A 17,100-nucleotide genomic window follows, 5' to 3' on the forward strand; every position below is an offset into this window, starting at 1 on the left:
AGTGAGACAGATAAGCCATCACAACCACGCGCGTAAGTGATTGTGATGGCTTATCCCTCACCCCGAGGAAAGCGTCCGGCTGGGGCGAAAAATCAATTCTACTCTCTGATTTAAGATTTCTATGCATCATAAATCAACCCTACCCTTTAACATAGCCAAATAATAAAAGAGCTTGGATCACCTCCAAGCTCTTTTTCTAGTTTATTCACTTCTATCATTCAGACAACGTTCACATTCAAATAATGGAGATTCGACTTGCTCTTGGATGACGCATCCACATTCGCGACAAATCTTTGGATTTTTTTCACTCGTTGGCTTATTCATTCCAATCACCTCCTATAATTTTGCATAGCCTGGAATAGTTAAAAATTCAATGAAGTTATCCTCTTTCACTAATGTCAAAAATAGCTCTGCTGCTTCCATATATCTACCGGTCAAATAGATGTCATTACCGAAGTCAGCTTTTAACTTCCCAAGCTCCTCAGTTAGTACCTGCTCTACAAGTGGCATTGTAATTTTCCGCCCGTCCTCAAGCTTTCCTTCTGGATGTCGAACCCATTGCCATACTTGTGTACGAGAAATTTCTGCAGTCGCTGCATCCTCCATCAGGTTGTTAATAGGTGCAGCCCCGTTACCTCGTAGCCATGAAGCAATGTATTGAACTCCAACGCTACAGTTTAGACGGAGTCCTTCTTCGGTGATTGTTCCAGTTGGTACTTCGAGTAGGTTGTCTGCAGTTACCTGAACATCCTCTCGTTTACGGTGGATTTGGTTAGGGGTTGGCATATATTCGTCGAATTGCTCCCAAGCGACTGGTACAAGTCCAGGATGTGCTACCCAAGTTCCATCGTGTCCATCCGAAGCTTCTCTTTTCTTGTCTTCTCGAACTTTTGCAAATGCTGCCTCGTTTGCTTCCTCATCATTCTTAATAGGAATTTGTGCTGCCATTCCCCCGATAGCTGAAGCATTGCGTTTATGACAGGTTTGAATACAAAGCTGTGTATATGCTCTCATAAATGGTGATGTCATAGTTACTTGGCGACGGTCAGGTAAAATAACCTCTGGTTGGTTGCGAAGACGTTTGATGTAACTAAAGATATAATCCCAGCGTCCACAATTTAAGCCTGCAGAATGATCTTTTAATTCGTATAAAATCTCATCCATTTCAAACGCAGCCATGATTGTTTCTATAAGCACCGTGGCTTTGATCGTTCCTTGTGGAATCCCTAGCTTCTCTTGCGCAAAGATAAAGATATCATTCCACAGTCTTGCCTCTAGATGACTTTCTAGCTTTGGCAGATAAAAATATGGGCCTGTTCCGCGCTCGATCGCCTCTTTCGCGTTATGGAAAAAATATAATCCAAAGTCAAAGAAGCTACCAGAAATCGGCTTACCATCTATATGAATATTCTTCTCCATCAGATGGAGGCCACGAGGACGAACTAATAACACTGCTGTTTCATCCTTTAAGTGATAGCTTTTACCAGTCTCAGGCTGCGTATAAGAAATCGTCTTTCTTACTGCGTCTCTCATATTGATCTGACCTTCAATCATATTCTCCCATGTAGGAGATGTTGCATCCTCGAAGCAGGCCATGAATGCTTTTGCTCCAGAGTTTAGGGCATTAATAACCATCTTTCGATTGACTGGTCCAGTAATCTCTACTCTTCTATCCTGTAGATCCTCAGGGAGCGGAGCTATTGTCCAATCCCCTTCTCGAATATGTTTTGTTTCTGTAAGAAAATCTAATTTTTCTCCATTGTCTAGCCTTTCCTGGCGGTCTCGCCGAGCAATGAGTAAATCCTTTCGTCGGTCATCAAATGTCTGATGAAGAGAAGCAACGAATTCCAAAGCTTCCGGTGTTAGAATCTCATGCATTCCTTCCACGTCTTTACCAACAATTTCAATCTTTTTTTCAGTTATTTGTTCCATTCCTTTACCCTCCCATTTCTTCAATGATCAAGCAAACTGAGCTGTTTCAGTTGAACCTTTCATGGCAGTCGTAGAGGAAGTACCACCGGAAACGACTTGAGAAACCTCATCAAAGTATCCAGTACCAACCTCACGCTGATGTTTGGTAGCAGTATACCCCTTTGATTCGTTTGCAAACTCTGCCTGCTGCAATTTGGAGTATGCAGCCATCCCTTTCGTTTTGTACTCATGAGCAAGCTCAAACATACTGTGGTTCAATGAATGGAATCCAGCAAGTGTAACGAATTGGAACTTGTAGCCCATCTTACCTAGCTCTACTTGGTACTTAGCAATCGTCTCTTCATCTAAGTTTGCCTTCCAGTTAAACGATGGAGAACAGTTGTATGCAAGCATTTTATCTGGATATTGAGCATGAATTGCATCCGCAAATTGCTTTGCTTCCTCTAGGCTCGGGTGGGAGGTTTCGCACCATACTAGATCTGCATATGGAGCATAAGCCAATCCACGAGCGATTGCTTGTTCTATACCAGCCTTCGTACGATAGAAGCCCTCTGGAGTTCTTTCTCCTGTGATAAATTCATGGTCACGAGGGTCAATATCGCTTGTCACCATATCTGCAGCGTCTGCATCTGTACGTGCGATTAAAACAGTAGGAACACCAGATACGTCAGCTGCTAATCGAGCTGCCACTAGGTTACGGATAGCATTTTGTGTTGGAAGAAGTACTTTACCTCCAAGATGTCCGCACTTCTTTTCTGATGCCAGCTGGTCTTCTAAGTGAACGCCAGCTGCTCCTGCTTCAATCATTCCTTTAATTAGCTCAAATACGTTCAGTGGGCCACCAAAACCTGCTTCAGCATCTGCGATAATTGGTGCGAACCAGTCAAACTCATCCTCACGACCTTCAGCCTGGTCAATTTGGTCTGCTCGCTGAAGCGCTTGGTTTATACGCTTCACTACTGCTGGAACGCTGTTTGCCGGGTAAAGACTTTGGTCTGGATACATTTGACCGGAAAGGTTAGCATCAGCTGCTACCTGCCAGCCACTCAAGTAAATCGCTTGTAGTCCTGCTTTTACCTGCTGTACTGCCTGGTTTCCAGTTAAAGCTCCTAAAGCATTTATAAAATCTTCTTTATGAAGGGAATTCCATAGACGTTCTGCTCCCTTGCGCGCTAATGTATGCTCGATTTGTAGTGATCCACGTAGCTTAATAACCTCTTCTGGAGTGTAAGGACGTTCTATTCCCTTCCAACGGTTATCCTCTTCCCATTGCTTTCTAAGCTCTTCTACTTGCTGTTGTCTTTTTGTCATTAATGAACACACCTCTCTACAATTTTTTGATAATTAAAAATATGTCTTTTTTACTGTATCATAACAGCGCCTTTTCTTGTAATCTAATATATAACAGAATGGTTTATTCTGTATCGGTTTTTGGATAAGATACTTTTTTTCAAGGACGAAAAAGAAATAAGGCAGACGAATGGTAAAAAAGAACTTGGAGGTGTATGAATGGAAATAACGAAAGACCAATTAAAGAGATATAGCAATCTTTTAGAAGAATGGATTCCTAAAGAGGCTTCCATTGCCATTGCCGTTAAAGACCAGTACATCTATTATTATGCCGGCGAGCATGACCTAGAATTGCAGGAAGGACAGAAGGTACAGCCAGGAAGCATAGCTGATTTAGTTTTTAAAAATGGCTGTCGAACAGAAGCTGTATTAGACGACAATTTGTTTCAAATTCCTTACTACGGAGTAGGCTATCCTATCGAGATTAATGGTGAAAATGCTGTATTAGTTGTTATACTCCCACCCAAGCATGCTGTTTCAAAGCAATCGCTGGTTCGATTTCTTACAGGAAAAAAAGAAGATGAATGGAAGCCTGTACCTATTGAAAAAATAGAATACCTGGAAAGCTTGCAAAAAAAGATTTGGTTTTATGCAGAGGGTGAGGCTTATAAAACGACTATCCCTTTAAAGGATCTTCAAAGAAAATTGCCTGATGATTTCATAAGAATACATCGTTCTTATATCGTTAATATCTCATTTATCGATCGAATCATTCGAGACTTTTCCTCCAATTTATTAGTTGTATTGACCGATGATACAGAATTGCCGATTAGCCAATCTTATATGGCTGAGGTGAGGGCTGTTTTAGGATTTTAAAAGAAGAGGTCTTAAGCCTCTATCAATAGACATAAATAAAAGAGCTACCATTTTAGGGAAGCTCTTTTTAGGTTGCCAAATACCATTTGTTTTCTACAAACAACTTCTTTATTATAAAAATAAGTAAACTGACGGAGGATAATCATGGAAATTCTAAATACGTATATAGCAGCCACGAACACGCATGACTTTGAACAGGTCCGTAAAGTATTGCACAACAATGCCGTTTACTTTTTCTCCGATCAAACCTGTACTACTCATCAAGAGATACAGAATTACTTTGAAAATGCTTGGACGGTTGTAAAAAATGAAAACTATGAGGCTCGGAATGTCCATTGGCTCCATCAAGGTGAAGACTCAGCGACATGTATCTATACCTATTTTTATGAAGGGTACGTGAATGGTGAGTATGTTAATGGAGAAGGCAGAGCTACAAATGTATTCGTAAAGAATGAAGGAGATTGGAAACTCATTCATGAGCATTTAAGTGACAAACTATAAAAAGAAAGGAGAAATTTGATTGATGAACACGTTTCTTGCAATTATCCCTTTAATTCTTTTCTTTGCATTCTGGTGTTTTGTTATTTGGTTTATCATTACATTAGTTCTTTCGAATAAAGAGCGTAATGAATTATTAAGAGAGATTTCTAGAAAGCTCGATAACCTACCCCATTCTAACAAGGCAGAATAAAAAAGAGAGGGTAATTACTCCCTCTCTCCAGGCTTTGGTAATGGTAGTGTATTTTCTTCCACATGGCTTTCTGAGCCTTCCATAGCATCTGTATCATATACATGTAATTGATATGTGAAAGTATCATCGTTGTTCACCTTTATAGACATAACTTCTTCTTTGTTAGTTAAATCTGTAATAATTGACTTCACTTCATTCTTCCCTATGTCTAACACGTACAACTTTCCACCAGCGGTCACCATCCCGTACCCCTAGTCGATTGTCGTAATCAATGAGACTTTATTTCAAATGGCTGCTCCCTCCATATGAATTGTGTGGAAATTGTGTGTGACACAGGGACAATTATACCTTCTAAATTATGCCTTTAGCGTAATCTTATTAAATTTAAACAATAAGGTTATACTAACATTCATTATAAAATGGACAATAATAGGCACCAATAAATTATCTGTATAAAAATAACACCAGCCAAAAACTAGACTCGGAACTGTAATATTAAGGAGCATCAACGGTTTTTTATAGTACTGGACGTGAAATGCCACAAATAAAAAAGAAGTTAGTAAAATGGCTAGCCATCGATGATCGACGATTAAAAATAAAACATTTTGTATAATTCCTCGAAAAAGTAATTCTTCAAAAAGAGCAGCTAGCAACATAAACGAGATAATTTCTAAAACTGAACTATCTTGATAACTTTTATTCATTTCATCTATGTACTTTTCCGGGGTTAGATAAGTCAGTAGGACTCCGAATAGAGTTAAACTAAGCGAAGCCAAGATGATGACCAATATTATTTTTGAAGCTTCATTAAAGGCTAAGACAGCGCCATATGCCAAATAGCCTTCTAGTACCATAAATAAAAGAATAGCACTACAAAATAAATTTAAGCCGATATAAGCTGGAATCATACTCTTTAAATTCATTTTATTTATTTGTCCTTTCCTCACTTGAGCTTGTTTGGTTTGCTTGCTTTACTACCCAAAGTTAAAATGACGATACTCCCAAGCAACAAACCAATTCCTATCCACGATGTAAACCCTAAAATTTCTCCTACTACCACTACACCAAGCAGTGCAGCTGTAGTTGGCTCTGCTAGCGATAGTGTCAATGCAGAGGATGCTGGTATCTTCCGAAGACCCCACCCATACAAAACATATGCCACACTCGTTGTAGCCAAGCCTAAATAGACGATGATTCCCACGTTACCTGGATCAGCTAGCCAGCTTATGTCATAGATAAAGAAAAATGGCGTTAACAGCAACGCACTTAGTGAGAATGTCACTGCCACTACAGGGATGGCTTCTTCTTTTTGTAAAAGGGACTTGCTCGTAAGCGTATAAAAAGCAAATATAAGCCCGGCAACTAGTGAATATAAAATACCTACCGGATCGATTGTTACTTCACCCTTCGTCAAAAATAAAAACAGACAGCCAACAATTGCTAGCCCAGTAGAGAGCCCCCACACTTTTGTAGGTTTCATTTTTAAGAAAATCCATTCAACCACGCCAGAAAAAACAGGCGCGCTTCCGATAGCAACTACACTGGCAATGGCAACACCGGTTAATCGAACGGATGAAAAAAACAAAAGCTGAAACAAGGATATGCAAATAGCAGCATATAATGTCTGTTTCCAAGGCCAAGTATGAAGCTTTATTTTTTTTAGTAAAATCATAATGATTAATAGGGGAATGCCTCCGGTTGCCGATCGTCCAGCGCTAATAATAAAGGGATGGGCATTATCTGGTAAAAATGTTTGGGCCGTTCCTGTCGTTCCCCAAAGCATTGCTCCCAGTAATACGAATATGTATGGTATAACAGCCACTCTTTTCATCCTTTCTACTACAACTATTTTCTATGTGAGGACATTGAGTTACCTCCTTGTCTCCATTATACTAATAAATACGTAGGAGGGATTTGTACCATGTACATGACAGTAGAAGAAACAGCTGACTTCTTGTCGATGCCACTTGAACAAGTCAAAAGGTATATCGCCGATAAAAAGATACGTGCTGTCTTTGACGGAGAGCAATATGTTGTCAATAGTGCACAGTTCGAAACCCATTTAGAGCAAGTGGAAGAATTAAAACGTCAAATTGATGAGTGGCGCAATACTCCAATTCCAGAGGACATTGATGTAAAGGACGAGGACTAGCCATTCCAATTTATGCATATCAAACAAAAAGGACTTTTTCCGAAGGGAAATTGTCCTTTTTGATTTTATATTGTAATAAAAAAGCCTGCTCTCTTACCGATAATCTCTGCGTAGTCCTCAACCATCACACTAGCAGTAGGATACATCCCCGCTCCAGGACCTACTAGTGTAAGTGTCCCAATATAGTTTGTATCAAGAGAAACAGCATTATTTACTCCTTCTATTGCATACAACGGATGATCTGCTCCTACCAGCTGAGGCCCTACTGATGCATATAATTCTCCATTTTCATCCTGTTCAATTTCTGCTACATGACGATAACGAAGACCTTTGTCCTTAGCTTCACGTACATCCTCTAATGTAATTTCATCGATTCCTACTACACGTACATCGTCCCAATCTGGCTGTTTTCCAAATGCCAATGCGCTTAAGATCATTAGCTTGCGAAATGCATCCTGACCAGATATATCGTTGTAAGGATCAGCCTCTGCATATCCAAGCAGCTGTGCTTCTTTTAAGGCACTCTCAAATGGCGAATCCTCTATACGCATTTGCGTCAAAATATAGTTGGATGTTCCATTCAATATTCCTTGAATTTTCTTCACAGAGTTTACTTGAAGCAGGTTTTTTAGAGTCTTGATAATTGGCACCCCACCAGCTGTAGTAGCCTCATAGCCTACAAATACACCTCGTGATTTTGCGCGCTCCTGTAAGGGAATACTATATTTAGAGAACATGACTTTATTTGCAGTAATCACGTGACAGCCTTTGTCAATCGCTCTGCATAAATAGCTATATGCGGGCTCTTCGTTGACAATTGCCTCAAAAACTACCTGGAGTCCAGGAATATTCTCAATATCCTCAAAGTCGTCTGTTACCAAAACTCCTGGAGTTTCAGGTCTTTCTTTTGCTAAATTATTTATCAGGATTGCACAAATCTCAATATCCAACCCTAATGATTTTTTTAAGTCTTCTCTTTTTTCATTTACGATGTGATAAATCCCTTGGCCGACTGTTCCAAACCCTAAAATCGCTGCTTTTATTTTTGCCATGCTGTCTCCTCCAAAATGAATCTGTACAATTGAATATAAATAATCGCACTTGTGTAATATTTCAATAAATTTATTGACTATTTTACATATTGTAGACTATTTTTATTCATTATACAATAGGATTCTATCTAGAGAGGACATTTGTTTTTCTCAAAAGTACTTTTTCGAGTGCATTTTGTAAGTCTTCAACTGCCTCCAAGCCAACAGACAAGCGGATTAGATCCTCTGTAACACCTGATTTTACTAAATCCTCGGGAGTAAGCTGTTGGTGAGTAGTAGAAGCTGGGTGGATAATTAAGGATTTTGCGTCTCCTACATTAGCAACATGAGACCAAATTTCAATATTATCAATAATTTGTCTACCTGCTTCTCTGCCTCCCTTCACTCCAAATGTCAGAATAGAACCGAAGCCATTTTTTAAATACTTTTTAGCCAGCTCGTGCGTTGGATGGTTTTCAAGCCCTAAGTAGTTAACCCATGACACTTCCTCATTTGCATTTAAGTACTCTGCAATCTTCTGTGCATTTTCGTTATGTTTTGGCACTCTTAAGTGAAGTGTTTCTAGTCCTTGAAGAAAGGAAAATGCTGCCTCTGGGCTAAGAGTAGGACCAAAATCCCGAAGCAACTGAACTCTTAGCTTAATTGCAAATGCCACATTTGGTACGTCGATTCCATAACGTAGCCCATGATAAGTAACATCAGGCTCTGTAAATCCCGGAAATTTATCGGAGTTCCAATTGAAATTCCCTCCATCTACTACTACACCACCAATTGTTGTCCCATGTCCTCCAATCCACTTCGTTGCAGAATGTATAACAATGTTAGCTCCATACTCTATAGGATTTGAACCAAAAGGTGTAGCAAATGTGTTATCTACTAATAATGGAACTCCTACTTCATTGGAAATTTTTGAAACAGCTTCTACGTCTAGAACATTTAAGCTTGGATTTCCAATGATTTCTGCAAAGAAGCCTTTCGTTTTCTCTGTAACAGCTTTACGGAAATTTTCTGGGTCAGAGGAATCTACGAATTTTACTGTAATCCCATAACGTGGGAGTGTATGTGCAAATAGATTAAAAGTTCCTCCGTATAAATTTTCAGCAGCTATAATTTCATCTCCAGCTCCAGCAATGTTCAAAATAGAAAATGCTATGGCTGCTGCTCCTGAGGAAAGTGCTACTGCTGCTGTTCCTCCTTCCAGTAATGCAATTCTTTGTTCAAAAACATCTACTGTTGGGTTTGTGATTCTGGAATAGATATTACCAGTCTCTTTCAAGGCAAATAGATTTTGTGCATGCTCAGTGTTTTGAAATACATATGAGGTTGTTTTGTAAATAGGTACTGCTCTAGATCCTGTCACTGGATCAGGCGTTTGTCCACCGTGTAATAGAAGTGTTTCTTTTTGAAGATTAGTCATTTGAATTCCTCCGATTTAGTAGATTAGATGGATGCTGGAGGCCAGAGAGGATTATAGAACAGACAACTATAAAAACCCCTCTTCAATTAAGAAGAGGGGTCAAATTGATGACATGTTCCTCCTCTTATCTTCCAAATTCTATTAAAGAATTTGTAGGATTTAGCACCTTTCCAAGTTATAGAACTTGGTGGTTGCCGGACTTCTTAGGGCCTATTCCCTCAGTCACTCTTGATAAGAGTATTTGATTAGTATTCCATCTTGTTACACAGTATAAGTCTCCATATATTTAGATGTCAAGTCATTTTATAAAAATTCTGAAACTTCTTCTTTTTTTAATCGTTTAATATAATAGATAGAATAATTTTATAAGGGGTGTCATAGAATGGTTGTTTGGATTGTTAGCATTCTCCTAACAGGCTACATTATTGGTTCGCTACATGGATCTAAACTCGCTCAATGGATGAGTGGAGTTAATATAAAAAAAGAAGGCCTAAATAATTCCGGAGCATCCAATGCTACTGTCGTACTTGGCTGGAAGTATGGTGTTTTAGTGGGAGTCATAGATATATTAAAGGGTGCCATTATGATTATTGGTGTACGTGTACTTTCTGAGCAGTGGAGCTTGTTTAGTTCATCAGAGCTGGATCTACTTCTTTATCTAGCTGGTGCCGCGGTTATTTTAGGACACAACTTTCCAGTTTTCACAAAATTTAAAGGTGGGAAAGGCACAGCCTCCATCATCGGGGTTTTACTTGCATTACATTGGCCGGTAGGACTGGCTGGATTGCTTATATTAATCTGCGTTACACTTTTAACAGATTATTTGTTGATTGGGGTTTTGTTTTTTTACCTCATATTTTTAGGAGCCTCTGTCTGGACAGCAGATGGAACAGGACCAATCTTAATAGCAGGCTTCCTATTTTTAATGGCTTCCTTCTTACACATAGAGAATGTCCAACGATTAATACGGAACGAGGAAACAAAAATTTCCTCTGTTATAAAGAAAAAGAAGCCTTCGGTTTAAAGGAAAAGAGTGAGTTAAATGAGCAAAAAAAAGAGGTGGATTGTGGTCATTCCATTCATAATAATCGCATCGAGCGGATTAGGTATGTGGATGCTTACAAGTAAATGGCTCGAGGATGGGTTAAAGCCTAAGGCCGACGGTTCCAATGAGTATGCCATTGTGTTAGGGGCCAAGGTCAAAAAAGGGCACATCCCTTCTCTAGCACTTCTTTATCGTTTGGAAGCAGCACTAGATTATGCTGAAAAATACCCATCTGTAAAACTTGTTGTTACTGGAGGACAGGGACAAGATGAGGATATAGAAGAAGCTATAGTCATGAAGAACTATCTCGTAGAGAATGGAATTATGGAGAGTCGAATCATAGTAGAAGATCAATCTACCTCTACGTATGAAAACCTTTTATACTCTCAACAGCTTCTCCCTGACAGCGTTACCTCTGTCACAATTATTACGAGCGATTTCCATTTACAGCGAGCAAAAATTATAGCTGAGGGAATAGGATGGGACGCAGACGTGGTAGCAGCTAGGACACCACAAATTTCAGAGGCAAAACTACGTTTGCGCGAAAGAGCGGCCTTGCTAAAAACCTTTGTTTCCGGAGAATAACAAGGGAGGGATAAAAAAAGAAGAGTAGCTATGCTACCCCCTCCTTTCTCCCTCCCCCAGCTCTCGCTCATTTGCGAATTATAGGAAAGTTATTAACCCTCGACCAGTGCATAATATTTCAGAAGTTCACCTTCTAATTCAACGAGTAAAATAGGGCCTTCTTTTTCTATAGTAGAAAAAATATTTGAACCCACAGGGAGCTTATTCGACATTTCATCTTCAAAGTCTGTGTCTGAATCATTTCTTATTTTTATTTCCCCTACTTGCTCGCCTTTTGTTAAAGTTAGTTCCTCAACCCAGTCAATTTTAGTCTTATAAATCACACCATCGAGCTGAAAAATATCGGCTTCAGGGTCTAATGTTAAAACCTCTTCCGCATCAGGATTTTTAGTTTCATGAACTTCTATTTTTTCTGTGTTCAATGAATTAGAACATCCAACAGCAGTTAATAAAACGAAAATGATCAAACCCCAAAATAATGCAAGTTGTCTCACGTTATCCCCTCCTTACATTGTTAGACGGACAAGGGTGGAATAAGTTACCTTACCTACTCTCATTTGTTACAATTGCTGTTTAGTTGTCTAAGTGAATTTCCATTTAATTGGGTTGAATCAACTTTACCCCTTCACCCAATAAGCACTTCCATCATCTTTCCTATCTAAAAATCCGTATTCCACTAAATAACGTCTGAGAGTTACATGGTCATCGTATATGCTTTTTAGAATTTCATTTATTTCTTTCTCGCTATACTGCTTTTCCTTGTCAAATTGCTTAATAATTACTCGTAGTGTTGCAAGCTTTTGTTTTTCCTTTTTCGGAAACTTAATCATCCGACCACTTATTCCCTCTGGGAAGAATTTTTTCTCTACTTCTGCTTGTTCATCAGCTGTTATATTATAACGATCGTCTACCATCGTAGCGTTTTTATGAATTGGCAGGAAATTAGGGGCATGTCTGTCCTTTTCCTTCAACAGCTCCATCATTGTCAAAAATATCTTTGCTTGGCGTTCCTTTTCCTTCAAGATAAATCGATGATTTCGAATAGTCGAGGCACTCCCTATCTCTAACTCCTTTTGAATTTCTAAGTCACTTCTCCCTTCATAAAACAGTTGCAATAAGCTATTTTGATGGTCCGTTAAGCCAGTTAGCTTTTTGTTTAAGCCAATTAAATGATCAAATACAGAGTTATGTTGTTTCTCTATATGAAGCTTCATAAATCGCTCCGATTCATACAAAACATTATTTTCAGGATATATTAAGCCCTTTTCAACTTTCTCCCCACATAATAAACATTGATAGCATTCCTTTTCCTCCACATACCCTTTTTTCATCTCTTCCATAGATGCGTCTAAAAAATTTTCATTTACTTCCATAACAAACATAACCTCTTTTCGTTTGTAAATATACAAACATTTTATAATAATATCTATTTTAAATCAAACTAAATAATACTGTTGCAATTTATCTGAAAATAATAAACAATTAAAAGGAAGGATTACAAGAAAATAGGGGGAAATACATTGGTAACATTCAAAGAATACGAATACAAAAGACCAGATTTACAAGAAATGAAGACAGCTTTTCATAGTTTATTAGATAAAATGAAGGAAGCTTCTTCTGTAGAGGAGCAAAATTCAATAATTGAAGAGGTTAACTCGATTCGCAACAACTTCTCTACTCAAGCAAACCTTGTTTATATCCGAGCTTCTATCGATACAAACGATGAATTTTATCAAAAGGAACGCGATTTTTTAGATGAAATCAGTCCCGAGGTAGATGAGCTTGTCACAGAATACTACAAGGTTCTTGTAGCTTCCCCATACCGCAATGAGCTAGAACAAAAGTGGGGCAACCAATTATTTGATTTGGCAGACTTTCAGATTAAAGGATTCTCTTCAGAGTTAATCGGCTTAATGCAAAAGGAAAACAAACTAACCTCTGACTACTCTAAGCTTGTTGCATCTGCAGAAGTAGAGTTCGAGGGAGAAAAATATACACTAGCACAGCTTGGAAAGTTTACAGAATCTACAGAACGCGAAATAAGAAAGAAAGCTAGAGAAGCTTCTATTGGGTTTTTCCAAGAAAATGAAGCCAAATTTGATGACATCTATGACCAACTTGTTAAGCTACGTCATGAGATGGCAACTACTCTTGGCTACAAAAACTTTGTAGAGCTTGGTTATATTCGGATGAACAGAATCGACTATAATGCGGAGATGGTAAAAAAATTCCGTGACCAGGTTCGTGATTATATAGTTCCTCTTGCCAATAAGCTACACGAAAGGCAGGCTAAACGCATAGGTGTAGAGAAGCTTAAATTTTATGATGAACCACTTAACTTTTTAACTGGAAATGCAACTCCACAAGGTTCTCCTCAATGGATTATCGACAATGGAAAGAAAATGTATGAGGAGCTTTCTCCAGAAACAGCGGAATTCTTCCAGTTTATGATTGACCGGGACCTAATGGATTTAGAAGCTAAAAAAGGAAAAGAAGCTGGAGGATATTGTACATTTATCGATGACTATGAATCTCCTTATATTTTCTCTAATTTCAATGGAACATCTGGAGATATTGATGTGTTAACTCATGAAGCAGGTCATGCTTTTCAGGTTTATACAAGTAGAAATATCGGGATACCGGAATATATCTGGCCAACGTTTGAATCCTGCGAGATCCACTCGATGAGTATGGAATTTTTCACTTGGCCATGGATGGAGCTTTTCTTCAAGGACCAAACAGAGAAATATAAATTTGCCCATCTAAGTAGTGGTCTTCTGTTCCTTCCTTACGGCGTGGCAGTAGACGAATTCCAGCACATTGTATATGAAAATCCAGAAATGACACCAGCAGAAAGAAAAGCAGCATGGAGAAAAATTGAGCAAACGTACCTCCCTCATCGTGATTATGATGGAAACAGTTATTATGAGGCTGGTGGCTTCTGGCAGCGCCAAGGACATATATATGCTAGTCCTTTCTATTACATCGACTATACGTTGGCACAGATTTGTGCATTCCAATTTTGGAAGCGTTCAAGAGAGGATCGTGACTCTGCATGGAAGGATTACTTACACCTTTGTAAACTAGGGGGCTCTATGTCCTTCACTAAGCTAGTAAAAGAAGCTAATCTCATTTCTCCTTTTGAGGAAGGATGCGTCGAATCTGTAATTGGTACAATTGAGGATTACTTAAACAGCGTAGATGATGCTTCACTTTAATTTTAGAAATAAGGAGTTTATAAGTTATGATTAACCCAGCAGGTTTTTGGATAAGAGTTGGGGCAGGTCTATTAGATGGAATTATTATCGGTATACCATTGGCAATTATTAGCTTACTTTTGTTCGGAGAAAGTGATACTTGGTTTACGACCATAGGACAAAACTTTTATACTTTTATCTTGCCTATTTTATGGGCAGGATACACAATAGGCAAACGAATTGTGGGAGTACGAATCGTTAAAGTAGACGGGTCTAGTGTAGACGTTTGGACGATGGTAAAAAGAGTTATAATAGCAGGAATTGTCTATGGGATAACTTTGGGTATTGGTCTAATTGTGAGCTGTTTTATGGTCGGTTTACGCGAGGATAAGAGATCCCTTCATGATTTTATAGCTGGTACTTATGTAACTCATGATTCGCCTTATTCATGAGCAGTTAACTTAACCAGCAGGATCTTGCTTCCTCTCATCCCTACTGTGTTTTTGACACTAATGAAAAGTAAAAAAGATGGTCGTGATTCTCTTCACGACCATCTTCTTTTATCTATCCTTATTTTTTAAAGCTTTGTTAAAGTTATTGGTTGATTTTGGACTAACAATTCTTTTTAATAGTGACTGCAAACATAAACAAGGAACTTTCAAGTGGCACATCACAACCACGCGCATAAGCGTTAGGTGATGGCTTATCGCTCACCCCGAGGAAAGCGTCCGGCTGGGGCGAAAAATCAATTCTACTCTCTGATCTAAGATCTTTTTGCATCATAGATCAACCCTAACCTTTAACATAGTCTATTTTTAATAACATTTTTTAGCCTATACTCTCATACAATAGCAGGTAATTCATAGAAGATAACGAATGTAAGTATAAAGGGGTGTTATTATGTCAAGTAAAATATTAGCAATTACAATTGCGATTATGGGAATTATTTATATATTTTTGATACCTCATGATCCGGTTGGTATTAAAATAACGTTCAAACTTATTCCTATGCTGCTTATTATTCTTTTTGCAAGTGTTCAACCACCTGGTTTACCCAAGAGCTACAAGACACTTATCATATTAGGATTATTTATATGTATGCTAGCAGACGGACTAATTTATTGGTTTATTATTGGTCTCATCACATTTTTAATAGGACATATCGTTTATATTTTTGCGTTCAGAAGAATAAAGAAAAACACAATCCCTAAGTGGGCAGCAGCTTTGTTACTTCTTTATGGGCTTATTATGATTATTTGGATTGCAGGCACCTTATGGACTGAAGGAGAATTTGTTTTAGTAGTTGCTGTTGTTCTGTATATAGGTGTTATTTTAACTATGGGCTGGCATGCATTACAGACAGGTAATAGGTTCGCCATAATTGGTGCCATCTTATTTATATTCTCTGATTCCATCCTAGCGATTAATAAGTTTATAGTAGCTATCCCTTATGAGCATGCACTTGTAATGCTCTCCTACTATGGTGCACAATTTCTCTTCTCATACAGTATATTTTCGCATTATTCCTCAACACGGAATAATCTGTTAAAATAAATATATGCTTTGCATATTGGAGGAGATTTTATCATGAAAGAAATTCTTATCGATCGATTAACTAGATACGCTAAAATAGATACACAATCCAATGCCGCTAGCTCTTCTTGTCCTTCTACTGAAGGTCAGTGGGACTTACTTCATTTATTGGAGAAGGAATTAGCAGAACTTGGGATGGAAGAGATCACATTAGATGATAATGGATACTTGTTTGCCTCTCTACCAGCTAACACAAATAAGGAAGTACCTACAATCGGCTTCTTGGCACATGTGGATACAGCAACAGATTACACAGGAAAAAATGTAAATCCTCAGCTAATTGAAAGCTATGACGGACGAGACATTCAACTGAATAAGAATACTGTTATGTCAATTGCAGACTTCCCTGAATTAACAAAGTACGTTGGTCAAACACTAATGACTACAGATGGATCGACCTTATTAGGAGCTGACAACAAAGCAGGTATAGCTATTATCATGACTGCTATGGAATACTTCCTTCAAAACCCCGAAGTAAAACACGGGAAAATTCGTGTGGCCTTTACGCCTGACGAGGAAATAGGTCGCGGACCACATAAATTTGATGTAGAAACATTCGGAGCTAAATACGCGTACACAATGGACGGAGGTCCACTTGGAGAACTGCAATATGAGAGCTTTAACGCTGCTAGTGTTAAAGTTACTACCCATGGGAAAAGTGTACATCCTGGCTCTGCTAAAGGAAAAATGGTGAACTCCATTACGATGGCAACTAAATTCCAATCCCATATGCCTGTGGATGAAGTTCCAGAAAAAACTAGTGGGGACGAAGGTTTTATTCACTTGATGTCCTTCAACGGGGATGTAGAAAAATCAGAGCTAGGCTACATTATTCGTGATCACGACCGCCAAAAATTCGAAGCTAAAAAACAACTGTTTCTAGATGTTGCAGAAAAATTTAAAGCTGAATACGGAGAACACGCAATCGTGGTGGATGTAAGAGATCAATATTATAATATGGGTGAAAAAATTACACCTGTTATGGAAATTGTAGATATTGCTAAGGATGTTATGATTTCTTTAGACATAGAACCATTAATTATCCCTATCCGTGGCGGGACAGATGGCTCTCAGCTTTCCTTCATGGGTATGCCAACACCAAACATCTTTACAGGTGGAGAAAACTATCATGGGAAATATGAGTATATCTCTATAAATGCAATGGAAAAAGCTACAGAAGTAATGAAAGGGATTATTCAAACCTTTGAAAATAAAGCATAACTAAGCTATAGATAAAAGAGACACTTGCCATATTTAGCGAGTGTCTCTT

At 38.5% G+C, this 17,100-nt stretch carries 20 protein-coding genes and 1 riboswitch; of the genes, 10 read left to right on the forward strand and 10 right to left on the reverse strand.

The features are described from left to right. Positions 1-201: 201 nt before the first annotated feature. The 3 genes from M3627_RS09400 to aceA are packed head-to-tail and all read right to left on the reverse strand — an operon-like array spanning position 202 to position 3,243. Positions 202-324 carry a YhfH family protein gene (locus M3627_RS09400; protein ID WP_205964027.1) on the reverse strand — a complete coding sequence of 41 codons (123 nt, stop codon included), beginning with the start codon at positions 322-324 and terminating at the stop codon, positions 202-204. Positions 325-336: 12 nt separating this feature from the next. Next, complete coding sequence (gene aceB / locus M3627_RS09405) at positions 337-1,932, reverse strand: malate synthase A (RefSeq protein ID WP_251555190.1); 1,596 nt, start codon at positions 1,930-1,932, stop codon at positions 337-339. A 27-nt stretch (positions 1,933-1,959) separates the two neighbouring features. Beyond that, positions 1,960-3,243, reverse strand: coding sequence for an isocitrate lyase (gene aceA / locus M3627_RS09410; protein WP_251555199.1), 1,284 nt, complete (start codon positions 3,241-3,243; stop codon positions 1,960-1,962). Positions 3,244-3,441: 198 nt separating this feature from the next. Between aceA and M3627_RS09415 the strand changes: the two genes are divergently transcribed. The 3 genes from M3627_RS09415 (at position 3,442) to M3627_RS09425 (ending at position 4,789) form a co-directional block, all read left to right on the forward strand. After that, positions 3,442-4,098 (forward strand): LytTR family DNA-binding domain-containing protein, encoded by a 657-nt coding sequence (locus M3627_RS09415; RefSeq protein ID WP_251555201.1) that lies wholly within the window; start codon positions 3,442-3,444, stop codon positions 4,096-4,098. 144 nt (positions 4,099-4,242) lie between these two features. Beyond that, on the forward strand, positions 4,243-4,599 hold the full coding sequence (locus tag M3627_RS09420; RefSeq protein WP_251555204.1) for a YybH family protein: 357 nt from the start codon (positions 4,243-4,245) through the stop codon (positions 4,597-4,599). A 19-nt stretch (positions 4,600-4,618) separates the two neighbouring features. Further along, positions 4,619-4,789 carry a hypothetical protein gene (locus tag M3627_RS09425; protein WP_251555493.1) on the forward strand — a complete coding sequence of 57 codons (171 nt, stop codon included), beginning with the start codon at positions 4,619-4,621 and terminating at the stop codon, positions 4,787-4,789. Between the two features lie 14 nt (positions 4,790-4,803). On the opposite strand, the gene M3627_RS09430 is transcribed toward M3627_RS09425, so the two are convergent. The 3 genes from M3627_RS09430 to M3627_RS09440 form a co-directional block, all read right to left on the reverse strand. Beyond that, positions 4,804-5,031: a DUF4652 domain-containing protein gene (locus tag M3627_RS09430; RefSeq protein ID WP_251555206.1), complete on the reverse strand. Its 228-nt coding sequence runs from the start codon at positions 5,029-5,031 to the stop codon at positions 4,804-4,806. 114 nt (positions 5,032-5,145) lie between these two features. Further along, complete coding sequence (locus M3627_RS09435; RefSeq protein ID WP_251555208.1) at positions 5,146-5,712, reverse strand: CPBP family intramembrane glutamic endopeptidase; 567 nt, start codon at positions 5,710-5,712, stop codon at positions 5,146-5,148. Positions 5,713-5,732: 20 nt separating this feature from the next. Further along, positions 5,733-6,620 (reverse strand): DMT family transporter, encoded by an 888-nt coding sequence (locus M3627_RS09440; protein WP_251555216.1) that lies wholly within the window; start codon positions 6,618-6,620, stop codon positions 5,733-5,735. 90 nt (positions 6,621-6,710) lie between these two features. Between M3627_RS09440 and M3627_RS09445 the strand changes: the two genes are divergently transcribed. Further along, a complete protein-coding gene (locus M3627_RS09445) occupies positions 6,711-6,941 on the forward strand; it encodes an excisionase family DNA-binding protein (RefSeq protein ID WP_169359239.1) in 231 nt (76 codons plus the stop codon). A gap of 65 nt (positions 6,942-7,006) precedes the next feature. Here the strand turns inward: M3627_RS09445 and M3627_RS09450 are convergent, their stop codons facing one another. After that, positions 7,007-7,993 (reverse strand): homoserine dehydrogenase, encoded by a 987-nt coding sequence (locus M3627_RS09450; protein ID WP_169359240.1) that lies wholly within the window; start codon positions 7,991-7,993, stop codon positions 7,007-7,009. Between the two features lie 124 nt (positions 7,994-8,117). Further along, positions 8,118-9,410 carry an O-acetylhomoserine aminocarboxypropyltransferase/cysteine synthase family protein gene (locus M3627_RS09455; protein WP_251555225.1) on the reverse strand — a complete coding sequence of 431 codons (1,293 nt, stop codon included), beginning with the start codon at positions 9,408-9,410 and terminating at the stop codon, positions 8,118-8,120. A gap of 121 nt (positions 9,411-9,531) precedes the next feature. Beyond that, positions 9,532-9,648: riboswitch (SAM riboswitch) on the reverse strand. 144 nt (positions 9,649-9,792) lie between these two features. Here M3627_RS09455 and M3627_RS09460 point away from each other — a divergent pair. Both M3627_RS09460 and M3627_RS09465 read left to right on the forward strand, forming a co-directional pair. Further along, entirely contained in the window at positions 9,793-10,434 is a 642-nt protein-coding gene (locus tag M3627_RS09460; protein ID WP_169359242.1) for a glycerol-3-phosphate acyltransferase, read from the forward strand. 18 nt (positions 10,435-10,452) lie between these two features. Next, positions 10,453-11,040: a YdcF family protein gene (locus M3627_RS09465; RefSeq protein WP_251555227.1), complete on the forward strand. Its 588-nt coding sequence runs from the start codon at positions 10,453-10,455 to the stop codon at positions 11,038-11,040. Between the two features lie 92 nt (positions 11,041-11,132). Here the strand turns inward: M3627_RS09465 and M3627_RS09470 are convergent, their stop codons facing one another. Further along, on the reverse strand, positions 11,133-11,534 hold the full coding sequence (locus M3627_RS09470) for a hypothetical protein (RefSeq protein ID WP_251555229.1): 402 nt from the start codon (positions 11,532-11,534) through the stop codon (positions 11,133-11,135). A gap of 123 nt (positions 11,535-11,657) precedes the next feature. Further along, complete coding sequence (locus M3627_RS09475) at positions 11,658-12,413, reverse strand: DUF2087 domain-containing protein (RefSeq protein WP_251555231.1); 756 nt, start codon at positions 12,411-12,413, stop codon at positions 11,658-11,660. A 147-nt stretch (positions 12,414-12,560) separates the two neighbouring features. Here M3627_RS09475 and M3627_RS09480 point away from each other — a divergent pair, with 147 nt between their 5' ends. The 4 genes from M3627_RS09480 to pepT all read left to right on the forward strand — a co-directional run bounded on the left by M3627_RS09480 (position 12,561) and on the right by pepT (position 17,051). Then, complete coding sequence (locus tag M3627_RS09480; RefSeq protein WP_251555233.1) at positions 12,561-14,258, forward strand: M3 family oligoendopeptidase; 1,698 nt, start codon at positions 12,561-12,563, stop codon at positions 14,256-14,258. A gap of 26 nt (positions 14,259-14,284) precedes the next feature. Further along, positions 14,285-14,689, forward strand: a complete 405-nt coding sequence (locus M3627_RS09485; RefSeq protein WP_169359247.1) for an RDD family protein — start codon at positions 14,285-14,287, stop codon at positions 14,687-14,689. Between the two features lie 448 nt (positions 14,690-15,137). Further along, complete coding sequence (locus M3627_RS09490; protein WP_251555246.1) at positions 15,138-15,791, forward strand: lysoplasmalogenase; 654 nt, start codon at positions 15,138-15,140, stop codon at positions 15,789-15,791. A 33-nt stretch (positions 15,792-15,824) separates the two neighbouring features. Continuing rightward, complete coding sequence (gene pepT, locus M3627_RS09495) at positions 15,825-17,051, forward strand: peptidase T (protein WP_251555248.1); 1,227 nt, start codon at positions 15,825-15,827, stop codon at positions 17,049-17,051. Positions 17,052-17,100 lie beyond the last annotated feature (49 nt).

The organism is Psychrobacillus sp. MER TA 171 (assembly GCF_023713305.1).
Lineage (GTDB): Bacteria > Bacillota > Bacilli > Bacillales_A > Planococcaceae > Psychrobacillus.